This is a genomic window from Bacillus sp. 17RED48 (genome assembly GCF_019837545.1).
GTDB classification, from domain to species: Bacteria; Bacillota; Bacilli; order Bacillales; family Bacillaceae_G; genus Bacillus_A; species Bacillus_A wiedmannii.
Map to the genome: position 1 here is coordinate 155,361 of NZ_JADAXG010000005.1, position 25,237 is coordinate 180,597.

General features: G+C 32.4%; 16 protein-coding genes and 1 pseudogene. 11 read left to right on the forward strand and 6 right to left on the reverse strand.

The window, feature by feature from the left end; all coding sequences use genetic code 11:
• Window positions 1-502 precede the first annotated feature (502 nt).
• Complete coding sequence (locus ILT06_RS20815; RefSeq protein ID WP_222655481.1) at window positions 503-2,200, forward strand: helix-turn-helix domain-containing protein; 1,698 nt, start codon at window positions 503-505, stop codon at window positions 2,198-2,200.
• Window positions 2,201-2,300: 100 nt separating this feature from the next.
• On the opposite strand, the gene ILT06_RS20820 is transcribed toward ILT06_RS20815, so the two are convergent.
• Window positions 2,301-3,209 (reverse strand): alpha/beta fold hydrolase, encoded by a 909-nt coding sequence (locus ILT06_RS20820; protein WP_222655482.1) that lies wholly within the window; start codon window positions 3,207-3,209, stop codon window positions 2,301-2,303.
• A 424-nt stretch (window positions 3,210-3,633) separates the two neighbouring features.
• Here ILT06_RS20820 and ILT06_RS20825 point away from each other — a divergent pair, with 424 nt between their 5' ends.
• On the forward strand, window positions 3,634-3,792 hold the full coding sequence (locus ILT06_RS20825; protein ID WP_179866052.1) for a hypothetical protein: 159 nt from the start codon (window positions 3,634-3,636) through the stop codon (window positions 3,790-3,792).
• Between the two features lie 472 nt (window positions 3,793-4,264).
• Here ILT06_RS20825 and ILT06_RS20830 read toward each other — a convergent pair whose 3' ends face one another.
• From ILT06_RS20830 to ILT06_RS20845, 4 genes and pseudogenes are all read right to left on the reverse strand, one after another.
• Window positions 4,265-4,681 (reverse strand): VOC family protein, encoded by a 417-nt coding sequence (locus ILT06_RS20830; RefSeq protein WP_001285713.1) that lies wholly within the window; start codon window positions 4,679-4,681, stop codon window positions 4,265-4,267.
• A gap of 249 nt (window positions 4,682-4,930) precedes the next feature.
• Window positions 4,931-5,521: pseudogene (locus tag ILT06_RS20835) on the reverse strand (hypothetical protein).
• A gap of 171 nt (window positions 5,522-5,692) precedes the next feature.
• On the reverse strand, window positions 5,693-8,767 hold the full coding sequence (locus ILT06_RS20840) for a type IV secretory system conjugative DNA transfer family protein (protein ID WP_222655483.1): 3,075 nt from the start codon (window positions 8,765-8,767) through the stop codon (window positions 5,693-5,695).
• On the reverse strand, window positions 8,739-10,289 hold the full coding sequence (locus tag ILT06_RS20845; RefSeq protein WP_098101872.1) for a replication-relaxation family protein: 1,551 nt from the start codon (window positions 10,287-10,289) through the stop codon (window positions 8,739-8,741). Before ILT06_RS20845 ends, ILT06_RS20840 begins: the two co-directional genes overlap by 29 nt.
• A 537-nt stretch (window positions 10,290-10,826) precedes the next feature.
• Here ILT06_RS20845 and ILT06_RS20850 point away from each other — a divergent pair.
• From ILT06_RS20850 to ILT06_RS20860, 3 genes are all read left to right on the forward strand, one after another.
• On the forward strand, window positions 10,827-11,513 hold the full coding sequence (locus tag ILT06_RS20850; protein WP_098101870.1) for a hypothetical protein: 687 nt from the start codon (window positions 10,827-10,829) through the stop codon (window positions 11,511-11,513).
• A 576-nt stretch (window positions 11,514-12,089) separates the two neighbouring features.
• Entirely contained in the window at window positions 12,090-12,524 is a 435-nt protein-coding gene (locus tag ILT06_RS20855) for a hypothetical protein (protein WP_001006720.1), read from the forward strand.
• On the forward strand, window positions 12,524-13,972 hold the full coding sequence (locus tag ILT06_RS20860; protein WP_222655484.1) for an FtsZ/tubulin family protein: 1,449 nt from the start codon (window positions 12,524-12,526) through the stop codon (window positions 13,970-13,972). The genes ILT06_RS20855 and ILT06_RS20860 overlap by 1 nt, the downstream gene beginning before the upstream one ends.
• Before the next feature lie 25 nt (window positions 13,973-13,997).
• Here ILT06_RS20860 and ILT06_RS20865 read toward each other — a convergent pair whose 3' ends face one another.
• Window positions 13,998-14,747, reverse strand: coding sequence for a MerR family transcriptional regulator (locus ILT06_RS20865; RefSeq protein WP_222655485.1), 750 nt, complete (start codon window positions 14,745-14,747; stop codon window positions 13,998-14,000).
• 2,978 nt (window positions 14,748-17,725) lie between these two features.
• Here ILT06_RS20865 and ILT06_RS20870 point away from each other — a divergent pair.
• From ILT06_RS20870 to ILT06_RS20895, 6 genes are all read left to right on the forward strand, one after another.
• Entirely contained in the window at window positions 17,726-19,039 is a 1,314-nt protein-coding gene (locus ILT06_RS20870; RefSeq protein ID WP_222655486.1) for a DUF3854 domain-containing protein, read from the forward strand.
• 438 nt (window positions 19,040-19,477) lie between these two features.
• Window positions 19,478-19,708: a hypothetical protein gene (locus tag ILT06_RS20875; RefSeq protein WP_222655487.1), complete on the forward strand. Its 231-nt coding sequence runs from the start codon at window positions 19,478-19,480 to the stop codon at window positions 19,706-19,708.
• A 22-nt stretch (window positions 19,709-19,730) separates the two neighbouring features.
• Window positions 19,731-20,702 carry a sigma-70 family RNA polymerase sigma factor gene (locus tag ILT06_RS20880; RefSeq protein WP_222655488.1) on the forward strand — a complete coding sequence of 324 codons (972 nt, stop codon included), beginning with the start codon at window positions 19,731-19,733 and terminating at the stop codon, window positions 20,700-20,702.
• 701 nt (window positions 20,703-21,403) lie between these two features.
• The gene (locus ILT06_RS20885; RefSeq protein ID WP_222655489.1) at window positions 21,404-22,927 is read left to right on the forward strand and encodes a hypothetical protein; all 1,524 of its coding nucleotides are present in this window, start codon (window positions 21,404-21,406) and stop codon (window positions 22,925-22,927) included.
• 20 nt (window positions 22,928-22,947) lie between these two features.
• Window positions 22,948-24,480, forward strand: a complete 1,533-nt coding sequence (locus ILT06_RS20890; RefSeq protein ID WP_222655490.1) for a DUF5011 domain-containing protein — start codon at window positions 22,948-22,950, stop codon at window positions 24,478-24,480.
• Window positions 24,471-24,974 (forward strand): thiamine biosynthesis protein ThiF, encoded by a 504-nt coding sequence (locus ILT06_RS20895; RefSeq protein WP_222655491.1) that lies wholly within the window; start codon window positions 24,471-24,473, stop codon window positions 24,972-24,974. The genes ILT06_RS20890 and ILT06_RS20895 overlap by 10 nt, the downstream gene beginning before the upstream one ends.
• The last annotated feature ends 263 nt before the right edge of the window (window positions 24,975-25,237 follow it).

Genomic DNA, 25,237 nt, shown 5'->3' on the forward strand with positions numbered 1-25,237 from the left:
ACTCGGATTTTTAATTATGCAAGCGCTTTTATTGTTTACTTTGGTTCTTTTAGAGGAAAGCCCCATAATTATCAAGCTAACAAATCGAGTCGCCCCAAAAACTACTATTGTTGATGAAGAAGATTTAGGGAATGGAAAACTGAAGAATACGATATCCAAGGACTTACATCAACATATTTAGCACTCGGGTTTACAACTTTTTGAATCAAAAATATAGATGTAAAAATGTAACAGTAACTGAATTTGAGCATTAAAAGCTTTTAAAAATTGAAATTGTATTGTAAAGTAATGATTTTACAAATAGAAGCAGTTTTATATAATTAAAGACAAGTAAAGAGAATTTAAATGATCCACAATAGAACGAGTAAAAATCAACAATTATGCGGATTATTCAGATAACATTTCAACTTAAAGGTTATGTAGCCATCTTATAGCTATGACGTTTCATAGTGTTAGGATTTAAATTATATTGGTTATTAACATTGTTAGGAGGTACTTAAATATGGAGAAAGTATTAGTATTGTTCAGTGACGCCCTCCTACTTGCTGCTCCAATCTATGAAGAAAATAAGCAGTTATGGGCCAAATGGAAAAAATATTATAACGAAGTACAAGAGAATCACGATAAATTAGTAACATCAGCTAATATATCCCCTTCATTCTCAAAACTTGTTTCTTGGTTGGGTCAGAAACAAGAACAAGGCATATCGTTGTTGAACATTTATGCGAATCTAGATAAATATAAAATTGAGATTCAAAATGTATTAGATAAAATCATTGAACAAGAGTTTGGAGAAAAGTTTGAAGCAGTTGAACCAACTCAAATTTCAAATCCTGAACATGTTCATATAAAAGAACATATAGCAGATATACCTGACGACTATTATCCTGTATCTAATGACGCAATGTACTATCAATTACGTGATGGAATAGCAAAAAATCAGTTTGAAGAAGATGAAGCAGTTGCAAAACATGTACTGCCATTAGAAACAAAGAATTCAAGCGGAGTTGCACAACTATCTTCACATAAGGATGAGGATTTGAGATTAGTGAATACAAACGAAGCAGAAAGATGGTCTATATTGGTTGATGGAGTAATAAGTAATATGGATGATCTTACAGCAGATTGCTTGGATACAATTACAATACAATGGTTGAATCAAGCTAAATCTCCAGATGAATTCATAGATTTTAGTTATGAGAATGTATTGGAATTATGTAATATGCCAAAAGCATCAGCAAACGGTGTAGAGTATTATCGTGCAGAAGATAAGATAAAGGTAGCACAACGTATTGCAGCGTTAGCAAGCATCTTTATTTATTTGAATGATGATAATGAAGTTGTAGTATTGAACGATCAAGCTGAAACTGGGGAACAATTTGAGGTAAAACGTGAAGTAATCAAAAGACTATTCGTACTGGACTCTGTAGTGTTATGGAGAGATAAGAATACTAATGAATATATGGGGATAGAATCCTGTAAGATTAAACCAGGTAGTTTCTTATCAGGCTATTTGTATGGATCTAATAGCACAACTGCTTTATTATCGAAAAAAGCATTAGAGTATAATAGCTATAGACACAAGTTTCATAAACGTTTAATACGTTATTTATCCTGGCAGTGGCGAATCCGTCAACAATACAGTACTTTAAAAAGACCATACTCCATTGGTGGAGAAAAAGGGCTACTATCTGTAATGGGTATTACAACCACAAAGGGTCGCCCAACTCGAATTCGTGAACAACTAGAAAGTGTTTTAATTGATTTAGAAAAAGAAAAAGTAATTTCACATTGGGCGTATGCAGAGGAATTGGATGAAACAAAGATAGGAGAACGTAATTGGTTTAAGAATTACTATTCCAAATTAGGAATCATTATCTTACCACCAAAAGAATTGATGAATAATATAGATAGTATGGTAAAGAAAAAAGTAATAGGTATGCAAGAGAAGCAGGAGGACCATTATATTGCAGAGACAGTAAAACAAACTCCTGAAGGATCAGAAGATGTGATACGAGAAAAAATTATGTATCAGCATATGCATCAAAATAAAACAATGCGTGAGATAGCAGATGAAATAGGCTTATCCCCTGCTACACTATCAAGATTCTGTAATAACAAAATGAAGCGTATTTCAAAAAGTGTTAATGAAAAGCTAAACAAGTGGTATGAAAGACAAATGATTATAGAGTCTATGTAAAAAGAAGCAGCTACCTTTAACTGGAGAGGTACCTGCTTCTTTTTAGTTTGTTCATATTCTGCTTTTGCTTTGAAATAAACTTTGTTCACAATATGTTTCACTAATTATTCTTAAGAACGTCGTGTAACCTCTCAGCAAACTCTTTATAATGCACTGTGTTGTATCCCGTATGGTGTCCGGGAAACTCAGCAAACTCTGTTCCGAGTTGTTTTGCTAAGTTGACTGCGCAATGGTAAGGAAAAAATTCTTGTGAAACACTTCCGCCGGCTGGAAGTACTTGTATCAATACAGATTTTAATGGAGTCTTTAATGCATCGATATTTAAAGTATAGTTGAGAATTCCTGGGATTTCATACTCAGTGAAATACGTCGAATTATCGAGTAGCCGCTTTGTTAGTACATCTTTCGATAATCTGAAATTGGTATCATCAATATTTGACAATAACTTCATAACCTCACTTCGATGATTTTTCTTAAGGTCTTCCATGAATTTTATAGCTTGATTCAACTCATTTTCAGTTAAAAGTTGTAATAAAACTGGTTCGTGTGAGATTAGTAACTGTATCTGCTCAGGATGGCGTATGCACAGATCAAGTCCGATGACAGCGCCAGAACTACTTCCGAATACATAAGCTGGTTTATCGGTCAGATTGGCTAGCAGTCGGTGAGCGTCTTCACTATGTGTGTTCACATGATAATCCTCAGTCTTATTCGCGAGATTGCTACGGGAATGACCACGACGATCGTAAGTAACAACTGTATACCAATTAGCAAGATGGTCGGCGATACTATGGAACTTGCCGGCATCACCACCCCCACCATGGATCAAAAGAAGGATTGGACCTGAGCCACGCACCTCATAGTAGATGCTCGCTCCATGTACTTGCAATTTTCCGGTTTTTACTATACCCATTTGTACATTCTTCCTTTCTTCTGTCATCTCCCTTAACATTACATGATTGGCGAATGACATAAAATGCAGGAAATGACTAAGAAACAAATTCGCCATATGAAAAAGTAATTAGCATCATTTCACCGATGCTTCCTTTTTATTTAAAGTAGACAATTTTTGGTCGTTTCAATGGAGAGGTGATTTCATCAGCTATTTAATTAATAGTTCTACAGTTTTTAGATTCTACTTTAATAGAAACGTTGCTTTCATCAATCAGCTTTCTTGTTCTAGAGCGTGTACCCGTCTCTGATGAAAGGTTTAGGAATACATATTGTTTATCCTTTTCGCTATAAAAACACCTATTTAGATAGAACCATATCCTATGGAATAATACGGTATAACTGTATTCAAAACGGTACGACTTTATTTTAATTCCATATCTGCCTGTATTAATTCATAAACGTGCTAGTTTGCTCGGTGGATATCATGTGTACTTTTGCACATAATAAGATTGGCAAATGTTAAAGTCAGGAGGGTTTGTATGCAACATAATAAAAAAGATATAGAAAAGTCTGATTCTATTATGAAACCAAATTTTGCAGAAACTGATCCGCAAAAAGTGAAACAAGAAATTCAAAATGATGTAAGAATAGGCCAAGGAGCAATGACTTCCCGAGAAGCAGGTGCGATGCGGGATTAAGAAACCACTCCTTACTGTTTTTTATTTAGTGAAAGTTTTAAACAGTAAGGAGATAATCCCTTATCTGCTTTTGTTTCTTAATAAATCGTTTTTACTTTCATATAAAGTGTAAAATGACAATAACGTTATTTAATTTTAATATCTAAAACACGTATAACCCCTTTCTGACTTTAAGAAGGGGTTAAAATAAAGTCTTTTAATTTTTGATGTGAAATACTTTACTACACTTAAAAATACAACAATAAAGTTGTTTAAATCTAAGTGTTATTGTACAAACGTGCTCTATTCTAAAATAGTCCTTTACTATTACCTCGTGAAACCCTTTTCACTTTTCTTGTTCTTTTCGTCTCCAGAGTAGTAGCAGAATTTCGAACAGTTGGGGTAAGCATAACATAATTCGAGATAGCTGCCACTGCATAAATAATCGCTATCCTCCACATTGCAACTTACCAAGCCTCGGTGAACTGTGAAGTTACGTTTTTCTAGTCGAACCCAGAACATCTAAATAATGCTGATTATACATAATCCCTAAGATGTTCCCAAAGGGATCGACCACGGAAGCAGTAATAAACCCCTCGCCGCGCTCTGTGGGTGCCTCGTATTCTTTCGCTCCCATAGACAGCAGATTCTTGAAAGTTGCTGTTACATTATCGACGTGCCAGTACACTACAGCACCGGCCGGTCCGGTCGCTGAACCATCGGGCGCATAGCGGCTATCAATCAGCCCCAGCTCGTGCTGGTAATCGCCAAGGCGAAACTCGGTATATCCTGGACGTTCGAAGTAAGGTTCGATGCCCAACAGCTCGGCGTACCACTTCTTTGCCGCTGCTAGGTCATCCGTCCAAAAACTGACTGTGGTTAATCCTCGTAATGTCTGTGTGTCACTCATAATCGATTTCCTCCTTAATGTTGAGTAGTACGTCCCGATGCTATACTACATAACAGCTTTTGAATTAACTTCGATTTACTTATGAATAGTCCTTTCTATTATTCAAGAAAATGACCCTTTAACCGAATAAAATGACTGACATTTTTGAACACCTTTATTGTAGATGTAACAATTTTATTTGTAATTAAACAATTGTATTATTATTTAACATAAAGTTTATTTCACGTAAGTATCCCCATTAGAAATAATCTATATTTTGTTTGACTTTTTTAAAAAGAAGTTTAACTTGCCGTGATATAAGGAATTCCAAGATTGTCTATTGTAGTTATCATTATTAATTAATATGTTATTATCAAGCTCCACTAATTTGTTCTTCAAATCATGAAAAGTGTTTATTAGATCACAATATTTGTAGTACTCCTGCTCTATTAGTTGAACCAAATACTTTTTAAAATAATTGAAGCAGCAATACATTTTCTCTATAGAAGAATTGACAAAATATCTTTCTACTCTTTCCGTAATTTCATGTTCTAGCTCATATATTTCTCCTGTAGGCTGTTAGATAGTAATTAGATTACCTGAGTCCATATTGCTACCAATAACAAGGTATCGTTTAAACTTCTTTAAACTTGCTAAAAACGCTTCTGTATATTCTTTATCCAATATCGATAAAGAAAAATCATTTTGTTTTGTCCATTCCACTACATCTAAAAGAAAACCATTTGAATATGTGTAAAATTCTACATTGAAACATTCGAATTCATTTCCTTTAATTTGATGATTAAGTAAAAAGTCCATACTATCCATGGGCAAATTTAATTTGGCTATTTCCAATGTCATTCCTCCAACCCTTAATATTTAATCCATTTTCTGCTTCTACACAAACTCAATTAAATTCTAGCATAAAGAAATGGTCTCCTTGGGGAAAGTTACATATGAAATAATAAAAAGGTATGAGTTTACGACCCACACCTTTTTACCAGTAGAAATATTCGTTATATGCTTAATGTATCAATCATGATCAATGTCACCCTCTATATATTGACTGAGTTTATTCTTAATTGCCGCACTTTCTGGAGTTACTTCTGCTACTTTACGATTGTGAAGACGAGAGCCACCTTCCATTTCATCTAAAGGTAATGTATTTTCATCATCTTGAGGAACAGTAGCAGCCATTTGTTGTAACCATTGCATTGTTAAGTTAGATGTTGTATTTTTACCATTGATTTCTGCAGTTCGTTGAATTTCCTGTTCCTGCTGATTATGGGTTACAGTCGATGTGTAAGCAGGTTCTCTATATTGTGGTGTATGCTTCGCCCTTGGCACTTCTATTGGAGTTTCAGTAATAACTGGTGCTTTGTTGTTAAGTTCAATAGGTTCTCTATGTTTACTTGTATCTGGTACATTTTCTTTTTGAACATTGATTACTTCATTAATTTTTGCGGATTTTGTTGTATTAGAAGTAGCAATTGATACTGTAGTGCTTTCCTTTTCTAGCTTAGGAACAGAATTTCTTGAGTAATCTTGTACAGATTGACTATTTGTTAACTCACCTTCATTGTCAGTATCATCTTCATTAGTATAAAAATCGTAAGTATCAGGATTTAACGTTTGTAACCAGCCTTCTATTGCAGTAGGTGCTGTTTTAGGTATACTCAATTCCTCAATTACAGTTTCTTCACTATCAACATCTGTATCTGTGACATAATCATCATATTTAATTTCCGTATTCAATGACTCTTCACGAATTTTTAACCAATAAGCAGCTGCTTCTGCATCAACTTGAATCTTAGCTGTTTTAAACTCAGAGGCAGGAACAAAGTTAGCATTTACTTGTATTCCTCCTTGAGGAGCATTATCTTTTACGATTTTAGCAGCGCACTGGAAGGCTTTTTGAATTAAGATATCATTTTCAGAAAGGATGGGTACCTCTAGTTTCGAATAAGAGTAGGATGTTCTACGTGTACTTTGTGTTTTCGTTTCAGCTGTTACCATATCAATTTCTTGATCACCTTCACGTGCTTCATAAATTGTTTTCGTACCCATTAGCTTACTAAACAATTTAGCATCTTCATTAGTAACATCACCATAAACAAGCTTATTACGAAATGTCCCTAATAGGATATCCATAAACCTTGGTCCATGTTCAATTGCTAATTGGCTAATTGTTTGTGCAATAACAATTAAAGGTGCTTTATATTTACGTGATTGAGCAGGAAAACTTTTAAATGCTTTATAAATGTAATCCGCAAACTCATCGACTAAAACCGGATGGTAAGGAGATACGTTAGGCTTACGACGGAAAACAGCGTTCTGTACGGCATATAAACACAATTTACCGAATACATCAGATAGATCAGAAAGTTCCCCTTTCGCTGTATTGACTAACAGAATACCTCCAAATTCCAAATGCTTCTCAAAATCGAAATCCGATGGACCACATAAAACACGACGGAGCAGAGGTTGAGCAGAAATATCATTTAATGTGTTTCGTAAACCGCGAACAAAGGTTTCTTGTTTATCAATAATCTTTGGTTGACCATAGTATTTCCCTTCAGTATGATAAACAACTTCCCCTCCCCCACGGCCACCAGAAATTTCAGGAACATAATTTAAATCAAACCATTCATCTACTTGTTTCATTATGCGGAAATGGTTTCGTTCATCCCTATCTGGAATAGATTCAATATCATTCGGAAGTCGTTCTTTTAATTTGAGATGCATCTCAAACACGAGATTAGCATCATTATACATATCAATTAAATGCTCAAATCTAGCTTCAAAGTTAGAATCATGGAGTTTTAACAAATAAATATGTTGTTTAAGATGAGAACGCTCAGATTGAATAAAGAACGGATTCCCTGCTCCATTATCAGAGAGACCCGTTAATACTGAACATAACATCTCAGCAACTTTATCGACTGGACCACGTACAAAATTTATTGAAGGGGTATCAGGATTTGTTGGGTCTAAATAGAAAATAACACTTTCGGGAATCTTGTGTGCCAATACCAAGTTATATACCTTTTCACAGAAGTCATTAGATGGCTCGATAACTGTAAGACCATTTATCTGTGTTCCTTTTACATCCTCTGAATGATAATCTTTTCTTGCATATAAGGTTTTAAAGTTATTAATCATTGAAGCCATATAGTCAAGAATTTGATTAGCAATTGGTAAACCAAGGGCAGCCGATTTACCTGTACCAATGTTACCGATGATCATTATATTAAGTGTTAAAGACTTGCCCTGTATTACTGCCATTTCCCGTGTAGCACTGTTAGGACCAAGAAAGATATCGGGTTCTGGCAATTTTGATGGATTTTTTTCAGTGAAAAATTTGTGTAATGAAGTAGCAAGTTTTCGTTGACGATCATCATTCAAAAAGGAAAGCATCCAACCAGGTATTTTAAATACGTATTCCCATTTTCCGAATTCATCTAAAAGCTCTTTTTTATGTTCATAAAAAATCTTAAAGAGCCATAAGAGTACGAGAGTAATAATAATTACAGGTATAGCAAATACAAGGTGCATGATATTACTAAAATTTGAAAGTATAGTATCCTCTAATCCTTTGTCATTTAGTGAAACTTCTCCAGCTTTCGAATGTAAGAATGGAATAAATATCTTAGCTAATGGAACACTAAACGCCCATAAGTACTGGGCAACTATACCAATTAACATCATCGAAAAAATAAACCATCTACGCTTTATCTCCTGATAGGTCTTAACCTTGGTTGATAGTTGCCAAGTATAAATTAAAATCCAAAAGCTAAAAAAGGTTTCAATGTAATAATTAGTTTCAAACGGATTACCGAAGATACTCAAAGTAGGTAATGGAGCCCCCATTTGTATTGACCAGAAAGAAGCGTATTTATAAATTCCTCTAAAAGCAAAATACCAAGCTAGCAGAAGTAGTAATGTCACAACATAGTAAGATGAGCGGGCTGCTAAACGATATTTCCAGCTTTTTGTAATGTCGATTGTAACTGTATATGAATTTTTTATGCTCTTTCCGGTTTTTGGATCCTCCCCATTACCTGGTGCATTATTGAGTTCAGCATTCTTTTGAACTGCATTCTCCAAATTCTTGTTTCACCCTCTCTTTTAACGAATAAAAAGCAGCGGTGAAATTAAGCAATTCAGCAGAAGTAGCCAATAATATATTCTCTGGCGCTATGGAATTGTGATACAGATCAGTAAAAATGGCTTGCTGCCCATGCTCTAATTCATCCGCTTCATATATCCCCAAAATTTTAATTGGGTTTAGTGTTCGGTGTTGATTTTGCATGGCCAACAATCCTGATAATTGCTGTAATTTTAAGTGTGTGTTAACCTCCCCTACCTTAAGTATTGTTAATATACACAATATTTCTAAGTAATCTAAAGATTTTTTTTCTTCATTAGGTGCTTTTTTTCGTAATACCAAAATGTCTTCTGTTAGCTCAAGTAGTTTAGAATGCTGAATCCCTTTCGTTTGCATTTCGTTTTTATTAGATATCCACTCTACCGAATAAGGGAAAGAAGAATTTATGTTCAAACGTTCAGTGATTTTTTTGAACAGATGACTTTTGCTTAAACTATTAATTTCGCGAATTTCTTGAAGAATATTGTTTATTACAAGTTCTGATCCACCCATATTGCATACGTAAACATGTAGGTTATTCACTACCCTTAAACGTGGTATATTGCTGAAAGCCTTTTTTAAATTTGTTACACGTGTAGTTCTTTTTTTGTAAGTAGAAATTGTGTGATAGGAATCATCGATTACTGAAAATAACACGTAAAACCGTTTAGACGGATTAGAAGCAGCGATATCAAGATATTTTTTTAGTTTGTTTTCTAGAAATGGAATGTTTTCTGTTCCTGTATCAACTTCAATATTGATAATAAAATCGTTACATGTAAGAACCCAATCAGGAATGATTAATGGGTTGCCCTTTGAGTCTGGATAAAACTCTTTAGATGGACGAAATGAATAAACGAGTTGAGGTAAATCTTGTTGGAAGGAAACGAGTTGAAGTTCTGGCTGAAACATTTCGCGAAACTCTTCATCTTCGTATAAGAAGTAAACATCATTTGAATCGGAATACATTAGGTTGGGTAAATGTAAGTTTTGCTTCACAATTGAGTTTAATGGAAAAAGATAATCGCCATTACCACCTACAATTGCACCGGTATGTTCATTTTGGGATTCTGCCTCAAGTAGATTTAGCACAAATTGTGTAATAGCTATATTGTGTTCATATTGCCTTTTGGTAACAAACGAGGTATTGCAATCAGTAATTAATTTTAAACGATGTAATATTTCCGCTCCCTTTGAAGCTATAGAAACGAAATCCAATGTAAAACCGCGCTTTTTTCTCACACTTATATTTTCTTTTTTTATTAATTTCATTTTTGCCCACTTTGTTAACTTGGATGAAAATGTAGTTCGACTTATAGGCTCTCCACTTATCAATTCATAAAATTTTCGTAATTGAATTTGAGATACTGTTCGTTGTTCATATAAAAATAAGACTGTAAAAATGTCAGAACGATTAAAATAAACTCCACGATCATTCTCTCCGACGATATATTTAACGGCATGATCAAATGATTTTTTCAATTTTAAACACTCCCTTGATATGGAAATAATATACGTAAATCTGCATAAAATCGGGTGTAATTGTCATGAAATGAAAGTATTTATGTTGGATAAATTAAGCAGTTCAGTACATAAAAATGATTAGTGTATATTTTAACTGAAATTTGCAAAAAAGTAACCCGTTATCCCCTATGAACTCTTGGTTTAAAAATACGTATTATTTCGTCAGGTGTGAGTAATAAAATACAATGTTATCAAGTGAGAATTTGCTATCAGAGTTCGTCATATGTATTTCGACAGTAATAAGAGGACATATGACGAACTCTAATGATAAAAAATGGGTTCGTCATATGTATTCCGTCATATATGTTTAGAGTATCAAAAATAGATAAAATGTACAGTGAATATACTTTTGCATAGATGAAACTATGTATTAAATAGACTTGCATTTATTTCTGTAGAGGTATTTGTTTATCAGAAGGGAAATTTACATCATAAAAGAAATAAGTAAATAAACATAATAAAGTAAATGAAAATTGTGTATATTTCATATTTTGCATGTTAAAATCTGATTTAAGGGGTGAAAAAATGCGGAATTGGAACACAGAATATGGGTTAATAACAAAGATAATACAAAGTGAATTTGAAACAGACTTTCTTTATACTAAAGTAATCAACACATTAAATAACGAGTATGAGATAATTCCATTACAGTTTGCTGCTCTAGATCCTTATAAAATCTACAATACCTCACAAGTTAGTAGAATATTGAGACTAAAACCTAATAAATTAAGGTATTTAATTAACAGATACGGTGAATACATCCAATTAATAAAAAAAGGAACTAAATATATTATTTCATTTAAAGCTGTATACAAGATTTATTTAGTACATCTATGTTTAACAAAGAAATTAATTAGTTTATCTGAGTTTAATCGCTTTATGGCTTTACATGTGAGTTATAGTGATTATATTGATATGAAATTGACAAGTTATACTGACAAGTTTGTAGAACTTAATTTCAGAGAAAAAGAAATGAATGAAAATGAATCACAATTTTATGCGTTATTTCTGCAAATCTCAGAAATAACTACGGAATTAATAAAAGAAATAACGAAATATAACATGACATTGACATCCCCTTTCCTTTCTGTAGACAAACAACAGAAAAATGAGTTATTAAAAAAGAAGCAGGATCATAAAAATTTGTTTAATAAACTAAGTGTTTTATATAAAACTATATAGTTAAAAGAGTAATACTTAAGAAGTATTACTCTTTTTTTATAGGGTTATATACACGTTTTATTTATAAGTCTTTCATATAAGACTTATAAATAAAACGTGTAATAATTCATGGTAATATTCTATTGACATGAAATTAATATAAAAGCATATAAACCTTTAATAATAAGTATTTGTCCATACGTCTTGCATGTAGTTCATATATATAAGACGTATAAATCGAAGGATTATGATAATAGTACGTTATTTTAGGAGTATTATATATTGGAATTATAATTCTAGATAAAAATATACATAAATACTGCACTCATATTTATTGTTTAATAGTTATTGTTAGTTATATGAAACCTGATATTAACATGTTTTATTTACTGCTTATATGAACGACTTTCATGTACGTCTTATATATTTGACGTTGATATATGGGACGTTGTTTCGATTTTACATTTTGTAAATGTTATATAAGTCTTGTATATAACAACTTAATATAAGACTTATATATAATGACTTGATATACGTCTTACAATGATGTAATATGTTTTTAGGAATAATTAACCAACGTTTTAAGGGGGGGACAACTTGAACGAGGTATTAAGTGAAAAATATAAACAAAACAAATTCACTGAAGAAGTTGTGGAAATGTTTGCAGACATTATTGAAGAAGACGAAATACTCTACAATGTATTTCATTACATAGGATCTCAAGTAAACAAACAATACCAAGAGACAAAGTATATGAGAGGAATCTCAATAAATGAAATAGTAGAAAGTGTTGTTATTGATAGGAGAGTAAAGAAACCTAAGGGTAAATCCTATTCATTAGAACTTGAAAGAACTAACATTTCAAGAAGATCGGCAGAAGGTAGTGTTGCTACTTTAGCTTCAATGTCATTAATAACAGAAAAAATTATGCATCCGTATAAGTTTTTAATTTCAACTATTAGGGGACAACAAGTATTAGTTGAATTAGGAAAACGTAAAAAAAGTAATGAGAATAAGGGAGAGATAAAATAATGGCAAAAAAATTTCTGAAAAACGAAGTAGCTGTGAAAATGACTATGGTTGGTTTTGGTCAAGCTGGAACTAGAATGGTAGATAAGTTTGCTGAGTATAAGCATACAGACGGTACAGCAGTTTATAATTGCCTAGCATTGAATAGTAATGATGGGGATTTAGCTGAACTGAAAAATGTGCCGAAAAGTAACCAAGTTTCACTAAAATTAGGTGGTTTAGGTAAGAATCCTGAGCGTGCTGTAAAGGTTTTAGAATCTAATGAAGAAGCTAAAGATAAATTAAAAGAATTTATAACGGAACGTGTTAGACCAACTGATGAATTAGTACTATTTTTTGCAGGTTTAGGCGGTGGTACAGGTACATCTACAATTATTCAAGCAATTGAAGAATTCTCCGCTTTTCATAATAAACCTGTAATTGCTGAAGAACTTAAAAGTATGGCAATGAAAATTCCTAGAGAAGAATTAATAAAAAATCAACAAAAGTATGCAAGAATTGCTTTCAATAATGCTATTGAGCGTAAAGATTTCATTAAAATGGGTATTGTAGTTACACTTCCAGTTAGAGCTGATGGGCCTGATGTACTAAGACAGGTGAATAAATTTTCACAAGAAATTTGGAAGTTAGCTAATGATCCAGCGAAAGGCGTTGCATTTGTTGTATTTGCAGATAACCAACACTTCTATGATGAGTTTAAGGGATTAAACGAAAATGAGAAAAAAGGCATTGGAAACTCACGAGACTATGCAAACCAACGCATTGGAGATATTATTCATGAGTTAAATACAGCTGCAAATGGTTCAGGAACATCAGTAATTCTAGATTCTCAGGACTTTAAACGAATTTTACTAGAAAGAACAGGCTGTTTAGTAATTAATAAGGTTTCACGTAATATGAATCAAATTGAAAACAGTGAAGAAATTGTAGATATGTTCTCAGAATCATTGAAAGGAAGCTCATTCCATCACCCTATTGACCTGATGAAGACAAATGAAAATGGAGATTTAGAGGCATCGAAGGTACATCATTTTGGTATGTTAGCAATTTTAGATGAACAGAAGAACATTGATGATTCATTTATGGATGATGCAAAAGTAGAAGTGACAAATAAACTACCAATCAATGGAACTGTTTTTAATGGTTATTTAGTGAGTAAAAATGACTTTATGGGCAGCGTGTATACTTTCTATAAGACAGATGCACTACCATCACGTTTATCTAAAGGATTAGTTGAAGAATATAACGAATTTAAGGAAAAACAGAGTCAAATTCAATATACAAAGTCACAAATTAATACTATTGAAGCGCAAGACTCGGACGATGACTTCAATATTAACTTTGGTGATTACTTTGAATTAGAACCAGTTAAAGATGAAGAACCACAAACGCAAAATGATGAAGAATTAGCTGCATTTATGGATCCCGATAAGATGTTCGGAACAAAATAAAAAATAAGCCTGGAATTTTCCAGGCTTATTTTTCTGTTTTCATTACATTTTTCATGTATTCAATCATGTTCTCATCAATATAGTTTTCTATGAAAAGTTGTTTTCTCGCAAGATCTTCCTCTTTTTTAAACCAACCAACTTTTTTTATACGAGTTTCTTCCGGCTGTGTATTCCACTCGTTTTCAGCTTGTTTTCTTAACTCTGTACGCGCTCTGTGTTGAATAATTATATTATCTAGTCTTTCTTGTCTTTGGCGCTCTTTTAACTTTTCAGGGTCTTCTGGTTCAGGTAGCACTGTACGTATAGCCTCTTCAAACTTTCCTTGATACTCTAATTCAATGTTTTGTAAATGCATTTGAATCTTTTGTTCTACTATTTTTTCAATAGTCGCTGCAGCTTCCTGCATGTTTAATTGGGTTGAGACTTCACTGGTTTGATTTTCTGGAGAAACTGGTCTTAGTTCAAATTGATGTGGTAAAAGCTCAATAATTGCATCTAGCGACCACTTTTCATCCCTCTTTAGCTTGATAAATAAAGCTATGTCTAAATCCAGTGTATTATATAGCTTTTCATTTGTATTATTGGTTCTTAATGTTCCGTGTAACCCCTTTTCCTCTAGGATATTGAACCAATTGTATACAGTGTTATGATGTCGGCCTACTAGTTTTGAAAACTCTGTTATTCGCCAAGCTTTTTCAAAAGTATCTTCATGACTAGAGTTTGTATTGTTGGACTCCATATGTTCATTTGTATTTTTGTTATCTTGTTCAATCATCGTTATACCTCCTTGAAATATAATGGCTATAGCAAAATGTAATTAACATATAAAGTGAGATTAACATGTTAAGTGTCTTTCGACGATATAAACCCCAATACCTTTATCGATTGACATTCACATGAAATGTGTCATTGATATATAAAGTATCACTTGTTAACATGAAGTTGATAAATCAGGCTTTTGAATTAACTATTGTTAATGTCCTATTAATAATCCGTTAGTTATTAATGATTATTGTTGTTATGAAATTAACAAATTAGTCTACAATATACTAATGATAAGAAAATATTAGTGATTTGTAAATAAATTATGAGGATATAACATTAAACTTAAAGACTTAAAAGCTAAAAAGTATGTATAAATCTAATGAGAAAAGCCCATACTAATAGTAAATAAAGGCCTATATTTATTATAATTTATGATACCCGATAGTAGAAAACCAAGAACTGTATAGCTAATTGGTTTCAGTAGGTCTTTAGAATGTACGTAAAGGCTATTATAGGTTATTGAAGTACGTTTATGTGGTTTAATATAAACCTACTTTTTTAAGGGGTATCACCCATTACAAGTGATCTCTATATAATCAAAATTGATTTATACAATTGCTATTTTTAAATCAAAAGTAATAAAAAGCGATTCATTATTTTTTATTACTATTAAAATGTTTTCAAGAATGATATCTTTCGCAGTTTATGCAGTGAATTTTACTATAGAAAAAAGTTCTTTAATAGATGTAGAATCTAAAACTCTATCTGTATGTATATTCTCAACTTTAGAATCAACAATTGTTAATGTTATGTCAATATTAATTGACGATAGTTGATATGAAACTACCATTAATTAATAACTAGCCCTATTAACATGTTAATCTCAGGTTATATATCAATGATAAATAAAGAGAAAACTGTTAATTTCCGTGTGTTATTAATAAGAAACGATCAATTGTAGGGATCTCTTGTTAATGTCTATCCACAATTATAGTTCTTTTAGGGTGTTTTCCTTTTTGTTTTTCAATATAAATCTGTTGTAGTAGATAAAATTTTTAACTAATGTGGATTTTAAAATACCGAAAGCTGCTTCTATGTGCATTTCTACTATTTAATTGTCAATGTCATATTAAATAGTAGAAATGCCAATTTTTGATATAACATTAATAATTAAATAGCATGTCTCTTTACGTTTTGCTTTTAGACTATATGTCATTGCGATTAAATTTTAACTATGTTTTGATAGTGTGAAAACATCTTTTAGGATAGATCATCACTAAATTTGCTTCGAGTAAACCTCCACAGAAGAAAATTTTCACCGATATAGATTTTGAAATCTCGAAATCCATAAACGCTTTCGCTTTTTGACACCTTATTGTTAATGTCTTATCAACATCAATTATAATAATATCGACAACAAAAGAAAATGAGTACTTAACATGTTAACCTCAAGTTACATATCAATGATAAATGAAAAGAAAACTGTTATTTTTTTGATGTCACTAATAAGAAACCATCAATTGTATGGATTTCTTGTTAACTTCTAACCACAATTATAGTTCTTTTAAAGTGTTTTTGGTTTTTCGATAGAAATCTGTTGTGGTAGATAAATTTATAACTAATACAAATCTCGAAGACCTAAGATCTGTATTTATGCGTATTTTAACTACTCAATTGTTAATGTCATATTAATGTTAAACGCAAATTGTTGATATGAGATTAACAATATAAACAGTATTCCTTTCTATGTGTTGTTTTTAGACTATATGTCAATGATAAATAAAGGGTAAAATGCTGTCATCATTTATTATCCCGATTAAATTTTCAACTATGTTTTAATGGTGTCGAGACATTTTCTAGGATAGATCGTCACTAGATTCACTTCAAGAAAAATGCCGCAGAAGAAAAAATTCAACTGATATAGATTTTGAAATCTTGAAATCTATAAACGATTCTTCTTTTTTGAAACCTTATTGTCAATGTTATGTCAATCTTATTCAAAATGATATTGATAACAAAAGAAAATAATCAATTAACATGTTAATCTCAGTTAACATGTTAATAACAAATAAGAGATTGAAAACCAGTTATCTTTTCATCGGTATCAACATGAGATTGATAGTTTCATGGTGTTTCTTTTTTAGGTCGTACTAGCATTGAGACATTTCCAAAGGTAGTTTATTAATTAACTTATTACCGTACAATCAGTTGGAATGGACTAATGTTCAACTAATATAGATCTTAAAGTTTAGATAGGTACAAACGTTTTTGATAAGTAGCTGCTTGTTAATGTTATGTTAATATTAACCGGTGGATATTAGTGATGAAGTTAGTGCGCTTCTTTTGACATGTTAATCTCAGCTGATATGTCAATGTCAAATGCAGGTGAGATGTGTTGATTTTCTGTTGGTATCAACATGAGATTAATAATTATATTACTGTTTTATAGTCCTTATTCTAAAGTGTCTTTGAGTAGGATTAATTAATTTTGAACAAAATATAATCTTATGATGATTATTTACAATAAATGAATTATGGTCAACAATGATGCGCTTAATAGCGCAATTAATTGGTTAGTAGAGAGTATACTGTACCAAAAAAAGTTAGCAGAAAAACATTAGTGGACGGTTAATAAGGAGGATCCTTATAGCTTAGTAAATATAGATTGCTAAAATAGTATCTAATTCCGAAGAAGTTCTCGCTTCAAAAGGTCCAAAAGGGGTTAAGCAGTAAGATGCCCATGTATAATTATAGTGTGGAGTTTAATAATATTATAAGATTATTTGATTAAATAAAGAATATTATAATTAACCTCTAGATTAAATAAAGAATTTTTAGTATATTCTTATTATAACTTATTAATTTTTTTATTTTCTAATGATTACATAAAGCCCTTCGGGTTACGGATTAAATTACACATTTGTGTGGCATTTAACCTCCGTATTCCAAAGGGCTTTTTTATTTGATCAAGGGAAAAGGAGATATGTGATGTCAATTGAAAAGTTAGCAGCAAGTAGAATATTAAGGCCAGTGAGAAGCATGAATAAGGGGAGTAATGAGAGGTGGTTTGAATATTATAGAACAACGTGCCCTATATGTGGCAAGCAAGGATGGTGCATGGTTAATGATTCTGAAACTAAAATAATATGTGGACGAATTTCATCTGAAACAGTATTCGGGGAAGCAGGCTATTTACATATAATAGCTGAAGATCAAAAAAGGGGATATGACTTTTCTCAAAATCAGATGATTAAGGAACATAGGAAGAAAAATGATTACAACCTTGATATTATTTACACTTTATTCCTAGAATTTTTAGACGTGCGAGATGAACATATTAAAATGTTAATGGGATCAAAACGTAGGATTACAAGAGAAGTAATAAATGTTAGAAATTACAAAAGTTTTCCTATTAAACCTTGGGATACTACGAAAGAGCTAATAAAAAAAGTAGGGGGGAAAACAAGCTATATTGTTGGAATTCCAGGATTTTATGCAAAAGAAACAAAGGATGGAAGATATTTTACGTTTGCAGGAAGGAGAGATTCTTTATTAATACCACAGAGAAATATATATAATCAGATATGCGGTTTTCAATGTAGAATTGATAATCCTGAATATATGACAGTTGTAAAAAATCATAAACCAAGCTTTAATGCAGAAGTTATTGAGCAACCCAATGTTATAGAGGTGACCTATAAAATCAATGGGAAGATAGAGTCTATATTTAAAGGTAAAATCGATGCTAAAGAATGGTATGAAATTAATTATGAAGGTGAAAAATTAGGTGAAGTACAATTAAAGTTAGAAAGTAAATATATTTGGATCAGCTCAGGTGGGAAATTCCATGGAACAGGAGCTGGGAACCCATTGCCAATACATGTAGCAGTACCTAGTCGAGAGTTGAAAAGTTTGGAACGTGGAGAACTAATAAAAAAGGATAATGTATGGATTTCAGAAGGGAGTCTAAAGTCTGATATTTCTGCTGAAAACTTAGAGGAGCTTCTAACAAATGAGGAAAAAGTAATGCATGGTACCACAGTTGTATCAATACCTGGGGTTAAAGTATGGAGAATATTAATTGAACCATTAAAAAGAATGGGAGTTAAACAGGCGACGTTCGCTTTAGATATGGATATGATTACAAATTCAGATGTTCAGCGGTCGTTATTAGAATGTGCGCAAGCGCTTTATCAAGAAGGGATAAGTATTAATTATGCAAGTTGGGATATTAATCTTGGAAAGGGTCTAGATGATTTACTGTTAAACGATTATATTCCAGCAATAGAGAAAGTGAGATAAACGCTATTTTAATTGAAATAAATTAAGAGATATATTAATAAGGGGTAGAAATGATTAAGTACTTTTCTATACCATAACTAGAATGAGTGGGTTTTATAAAATCGAAGGATGTATTGTATAGAAGAATACAATACATCCATTGTTTTATACGTGTTTTTGATAGTCATCAGGGTTTAAATTGTATATATAAACCTCGATGATTATCAAGATTTATATAAATATAATTAGTTTAATCATAAGGAAATGATGGATATTTTAATATCCCAGTAATTTTTTAAATTTTTAGAATAATTTATTTTACATTTTGTTATAATCCTATATCATATACATACAGGAGAAATTTGGAAGAGTTTTGAAGGCGAAGTTTCGTATCTATGTAATACCGATAGTAGTTTTTAATTACTAAATAATACTATTCATGTATACGAGGTGAAACAAATGGGGAGACGAGTAAGGGAGAAGAAAACAAAAGAGCAGTTTTTATATGAAAGAAGAAGACAATTAGAAATAATGGAAGGTATTAGTAGCATCTGCAAAGGATGCGATATTTATATAGAATTGAGAAAAACGAAAGCGCATAAAGAAGTTGCCAATACATGCGCAAGGAACTGTAAGTTGATTAGTAACGTACAAAAGGAGACAAAAATGTTTTTAGAAACAATTCGTTAAAAATGAGAAGGGAGGAATAGGTATGAACGAATCATATAGCAGCTTGAATCGCGATGAGTCATTAAATAAAACTATAACACAAGGTTCTACTGCAAGAAGTATTAAGCCAATGGCAAATCTAGAAGAGAACACTTTTGAAATTAAGGAAATTGGGAATTTTAAGGTACTATCAAAACAAGAAAGTTTAAAATTATTTCAGCGGTACAAACATGGTGAAAAGGATCTACGTGATTATTTGTTTCATGTGAATGTAGGACTAGTATTATCTATTGCAAGAAAGTACAAAAACAAGCACCCTGATATAGAGTTTGATGATCTGATTCAAGAGGGTAATGAAGGAATGTTACGGGCAATGGAAGACTTTAATCCGGCTTTAGGTTATTGCTTTTCCACGTACGCTTTTTGGTGGATACAAAAAAGTATGTTAGGAATTATATGTAAAAAAAAGTCTGGACCTTTTAAAATCCCTAATTATGTGAATCAATTTAATTTAAGATATGTCGAGTTAGAAGATAAATATCTACAAATGTACAACAGAACCCCTTCAGTGGAAGAAGTAGCAAAAGAGTTAAATGTAACTAGCGAAACAGTCATTAAGCACAACGTATATTATAAGCGAGCTACTACTATGACTTTGGATGTAGATACAATAAATGAAGATATAGGTATACTAAATCCATTCTATGATGATAGTTCAGCAATTCCGTCAACAAATGAAATGGTAATTGAGGACTTAAATTACGAGATATGGTTAATATTTAATGAAGTATTAAACCCAAAGCAAAAGATGGTACTAAATCTATGTTTTGGTCTTCTAGATGGTAAAGTGTATTTGCATAAAGAAATTGCAAAAGCACTTATGATAACAACGGAAAGAGTGTCACAAATAAAGGATGAAGCAATTAAAAAATTGAAGAAATGTGACTATAAAGATGAAATTTTTAATCTACTACATGAAAAGTTGAAAGTAATGGATGAACTTAATATGGCGTAAAAATATATATTTGTATTTATCGTAATATACAGTATAAAGAGCGTATTGTATCTTTTTCTATCTAAAAGTTGGAAACAAATTGATGTATAAAGGGTATAACATGTACTTCGAACTACTCACCACTTAACGTCCTTACGGACTGTTTGAAGTGGGAGGTTCATGCGAACACCGATGTATCCACCGGTTATCTTAGCATGCTCTGCCCGTAGTCCTACGGTGAAAACATAAGTATCTTGTACGTTGACTCACCACGCTTCCTACTTTAGCTTGGTTTTCGCTACTTCGGCAAACGTGGGGTGCAAGAACGTTGAAGATATAAGGTTGGTTGCAACATTTTTTCGCAACCAACCTTATATCTTCAGTTTTCAAAGAGTAATCTGTACAAGTATATGGTAGTAAACATGTTGGCTTATGCCAAGCGACATTCATCTCCCGCCTAAAATTGGTGTTTCATACTTTCACATTTTAAGGAAGGAGTTTTCTGTTGGAAAACGATAAACTCAATAGATGATAAATAAAAAAAAGGATAAATGGGTGCTACCTATTTATCCTTTTTTTATTTATCATGCTTAAAAAAATAATATTATCTCTAATTTTCCTTAGTTTTTCTGTAGAAATATCTCATGATTAATTATGAAGGATAAATAATTTAATTACTCTCATTAATGAGGTACTGATAGAAAGGAGGCCATTGTTGTTATATGCAAAATAATAGAAAAAGAAACGTAATTAAGGAAAGGATTAGACAAGAAAAAGAACGACGAGAACGATTGTTAGCTGAGGAAGAAGAACAATATGGGGATACCCATGAGAATCAAGTAAGTGAGAAATTCCAACAAGAGCATTCAGATCAAACGTTGAAACAAAGTGAAAATAGAGAAAAAAGTGTAGTTTTAAATACACCTAAAAATGAAGCTTCAAATAGTAATCCGGCTCTTGATTGGATTACAACAATTCAAAAACAGTCAAGCACTTCTGAAAGCGATTTTAATATAGAACAACCAGAAGCACGTAGAGAAGCAGAGGAAGAAGCAAGAGAACGTGAAGAAGCAAGGAAACGTAAAGAAGCGGAAGCGCGTAGAAAGGCGGAAGAAGCACGTAGAGAAGCGGAGGAAGAAGCAAGAGAACGTAAAGAAGGGGAAGCGCGTAGAAAAGCAGAGGAAGAAGCGAGGAAACGTGAAGAAGCGGAAGCACGTAGAAAAGCAGAGGAAGAAGCGAGGAAACGTAAAGAAGGGGAAGCGCGTAGAAAGGCGGAAGAAGAAGCAAGAGAACGTAAAGAAGGGGAAGCACGTAGAAAGGCAGAGGAAGAAGCGAGGAAACGTGAAGAAGCGGAAGCACGTAGAAAAGTAGAGGAAGAAGCAAGGGAACAGGTAAAAGAACGACGGAAAGAAGAAGAGAAAAAACTTGAAGAAGTAAGAAAAAGAAGGTTAGAGGAAGAAAAGAAAATAGAAGAAGCTCAAAAGAGACAAAAAATAGTTGTGGCTAAAAGGGAACCAGAAAGGGATGAAATTAATTTAAATAAGGAAAGAAATCTACCAAATGAAACTAAATTTGAACAAGAAGAGAAAGTAGTAATCAATAAAAAAGGAATCTTAAATAATATGAAAAAATATAAGTACGCTATTATAGGAGTCGCATTAATTGTTTTATTAGTAGTAGCAGGTTTTGCATTTAGCAATATGAAAAATTCACAGGCTGCATCTGCAAATAATATAAATAGTTTAGAAGTTAATGCAAATTTAATAAATGGATTAAGGTTATCTGCAGTTCAAAAATATCAAGATGCTGCCTTGGAATTTGATAAAGTCGATTATAAAAAGTTAGGAAAAGAAGATAAAAAGGCAGTTTTATTTACGTATCTATTAAGTGGTAAAGGACAAAAGGCAATTGACTTAGAACAAGATTTTGCAGAATCAGTAGTTTCATATTATATAGCTGTAGATAATTTGAAAAAAGTAAAAGAATTAAAAACAAAAAATCCACTAATTAATTTCGAAATTGCAGCATTAGATAACAAACATGAAGAAGTTATCAAATTAAGAGATCAAGTGCCGCTAGATGGGAGAAGAGAAGGAATTATTGTTAATAGTTATTTGAAATTAAATAAATCTGAGGAAGCTAAAAAGTTTGCTCAAAAGGTTGGAAATAAAGATTTACTCGAAAAAATTAATAATTCTACACCTAATAGTTCTGCTACTTCTGTAGCAACTATAAGTGCAGATTAGGTAATAGGGAGGAATTGATTGTGCCTTTAGATTATTCGAAAATTTTAAAGAAAGTGTTACTTACGACTACTGTAACTACCTTAAGTGTTGGGTTAGTTACAGGCTGCTCACTGTTTTCTTCTGAAAAAAAGAGCACTAAAACAGCATCAGTATCTAAAAAGAAAAAAGATAGTGAAAAAGAAAAGAAAAAAGATGATAGTAAGAAAGAACCGAATGAAAATCTAAATACTAATGATTTTGATGAAATCATTGATAATGCAAAACGTAGCTCTGATCAAAATTTAGCCGGTATCATTGAAAATAACAAAACCAAAAAGAAATTTGATGACTTAACAGATTCAATTGCAACCGCAGCTATAAACTCAGATCGAAACTTAGCATCAGTTATTGACGGTGATAAATCAAATAATCGTTTTTCTGATTTAAATACTTCAATAGCATCAGCAACAAACAATCCCTCTGTCTCGGATAATAAGGATTGTAAGAACTTTGTATTTGGTGGCGATCTAAATATTAATGATGGTGTGGCTATTGCAGATAACTCAATACCTCCAATTAATAATGATAAAAAGCCACCAACTTCTGGTGACACAAGTGGCGGGGAAGTGAAAACGCCAACAGGTGGTGAAGGTAATAATGGAGGCGGTATAAAACCACCAACAGGCGGAGATGGTAACGATGGTGGAGGTGGCGCAAAACCACCAACGGGCGGAGATGGTAATGATGGTGGTACAACAAAACCAGAAAAGGATACAGTGGCACCAGTAATTACAGCAAAGCAAGGCGTAACTGTACATATAGGAGATAGTTTAAACGCAGGTGATTTAGTAGAAGTAAAAGATAATAAAGATCCAAACCCAGTAGTAACAGTGAGAGGGTACGATACAAGTAAGGTAGGGGAAATTCAAGTAACAGTAACGGCAACAGATGCATCAGGAAATAGCTCAAGTACAACAGTAACCGTTAAAGTAGTAGAAAAAGAAGAGGAAAAGGATACAGAAGCACCAGTAATTACAGTAAAACAAGATGTAACCGTACATGTAGGAGATAAATTAAGTCCAGAAAGTTTAGTGAGTGTAAAAGACAATAGAGATTCAAATCCAGTAGTAACAGTGGGAGCATATGATACAAGTAGACCAGGTACTTTATCAGTTCAAGTAACGGCAACAGATAATGCGGGTAACAGCTCAACTGCAACGGTAACAGTAAAAGTAGTAGAAAAGGAAGAAGAGAAGGATACGGAAGCACCAGTAATAACAGCGAAACAAGGTGTAACCGTACATGTGGGAGATAAATTGAGTCCTGGAAGTTTAGTGAGTGTAAAAGATAATAAAGATTCAAATCCAGTAGTAACAGTAGGAGCATATGATACAAGTAAGCCAGGTGCAATATCAGTTCAAGTAACGGCAACCGATAAGGCAGGAAACAGCTCAACTGCAACAGTAAATGTGGTAGTTCTTGAGAAAGAAAAGCCAGAGGAGAAACCAGAACAAAAGCTAGAACAGAAAACAGCAGAAACAAAATCTAAAGAGCAGGGGAAAAGATGGAGATAATTTCAAAGTTTTACCTATCGCTATTTTCAAGACAACAATTCCATCAATTTTTCAATGAACAAGAAAATATTATTTATATAGACACAGGTAATGATGCAGTGGATTTAATAAAAGGAAATCCAAGTGAGGAAATAATTAAACAACAAGAAGAGAGCGGTTATACAGGGCAAACAGTAACAGGGTTAAGAGTGAAAGGTGAAACAATTTTAGCACCTGTTGCTAAATTGTATCCAGATGTTTTAACAGATGAGGATACAATTGCACCTAGCGATATTTCTTGTGATCGAGTAGTAGAATCACAGCCGCAAAGACGTATTACAAATCAATATTCTGCTTTGGCAGTTAATAATATGTTAAATTTTATTATCAATCAATATTTAATTGTAAATCATTATATAGTATTTCATGCGAAAAAAGGATATAGTAGGGCATTTCCTGTAACTGAGGAACAAAGGCAGCTGTTTAATCTAAAAAATAAGAGTGGTAAAGAATAATTGTTTGAAATATGTAATTGGATTTTGAATCTTAATAAAAGGGGAATGAAAAATGAATAAATGTACATTTTGCGGAAGAGAATCAGATTTTCATGATACTAAAATTGTAGGCAGTTATTAAATATTAACATGTTGCACAGATTGTGAAGAAGAAATACCTCAAGATCAAAAGGATTTTTAGAAGGAATTTAATTTCGAGAGAGATAACACAAATGTAGAAGTGAATGGACCACCTGGTTCATTCACTTCTACATTTGTGTACC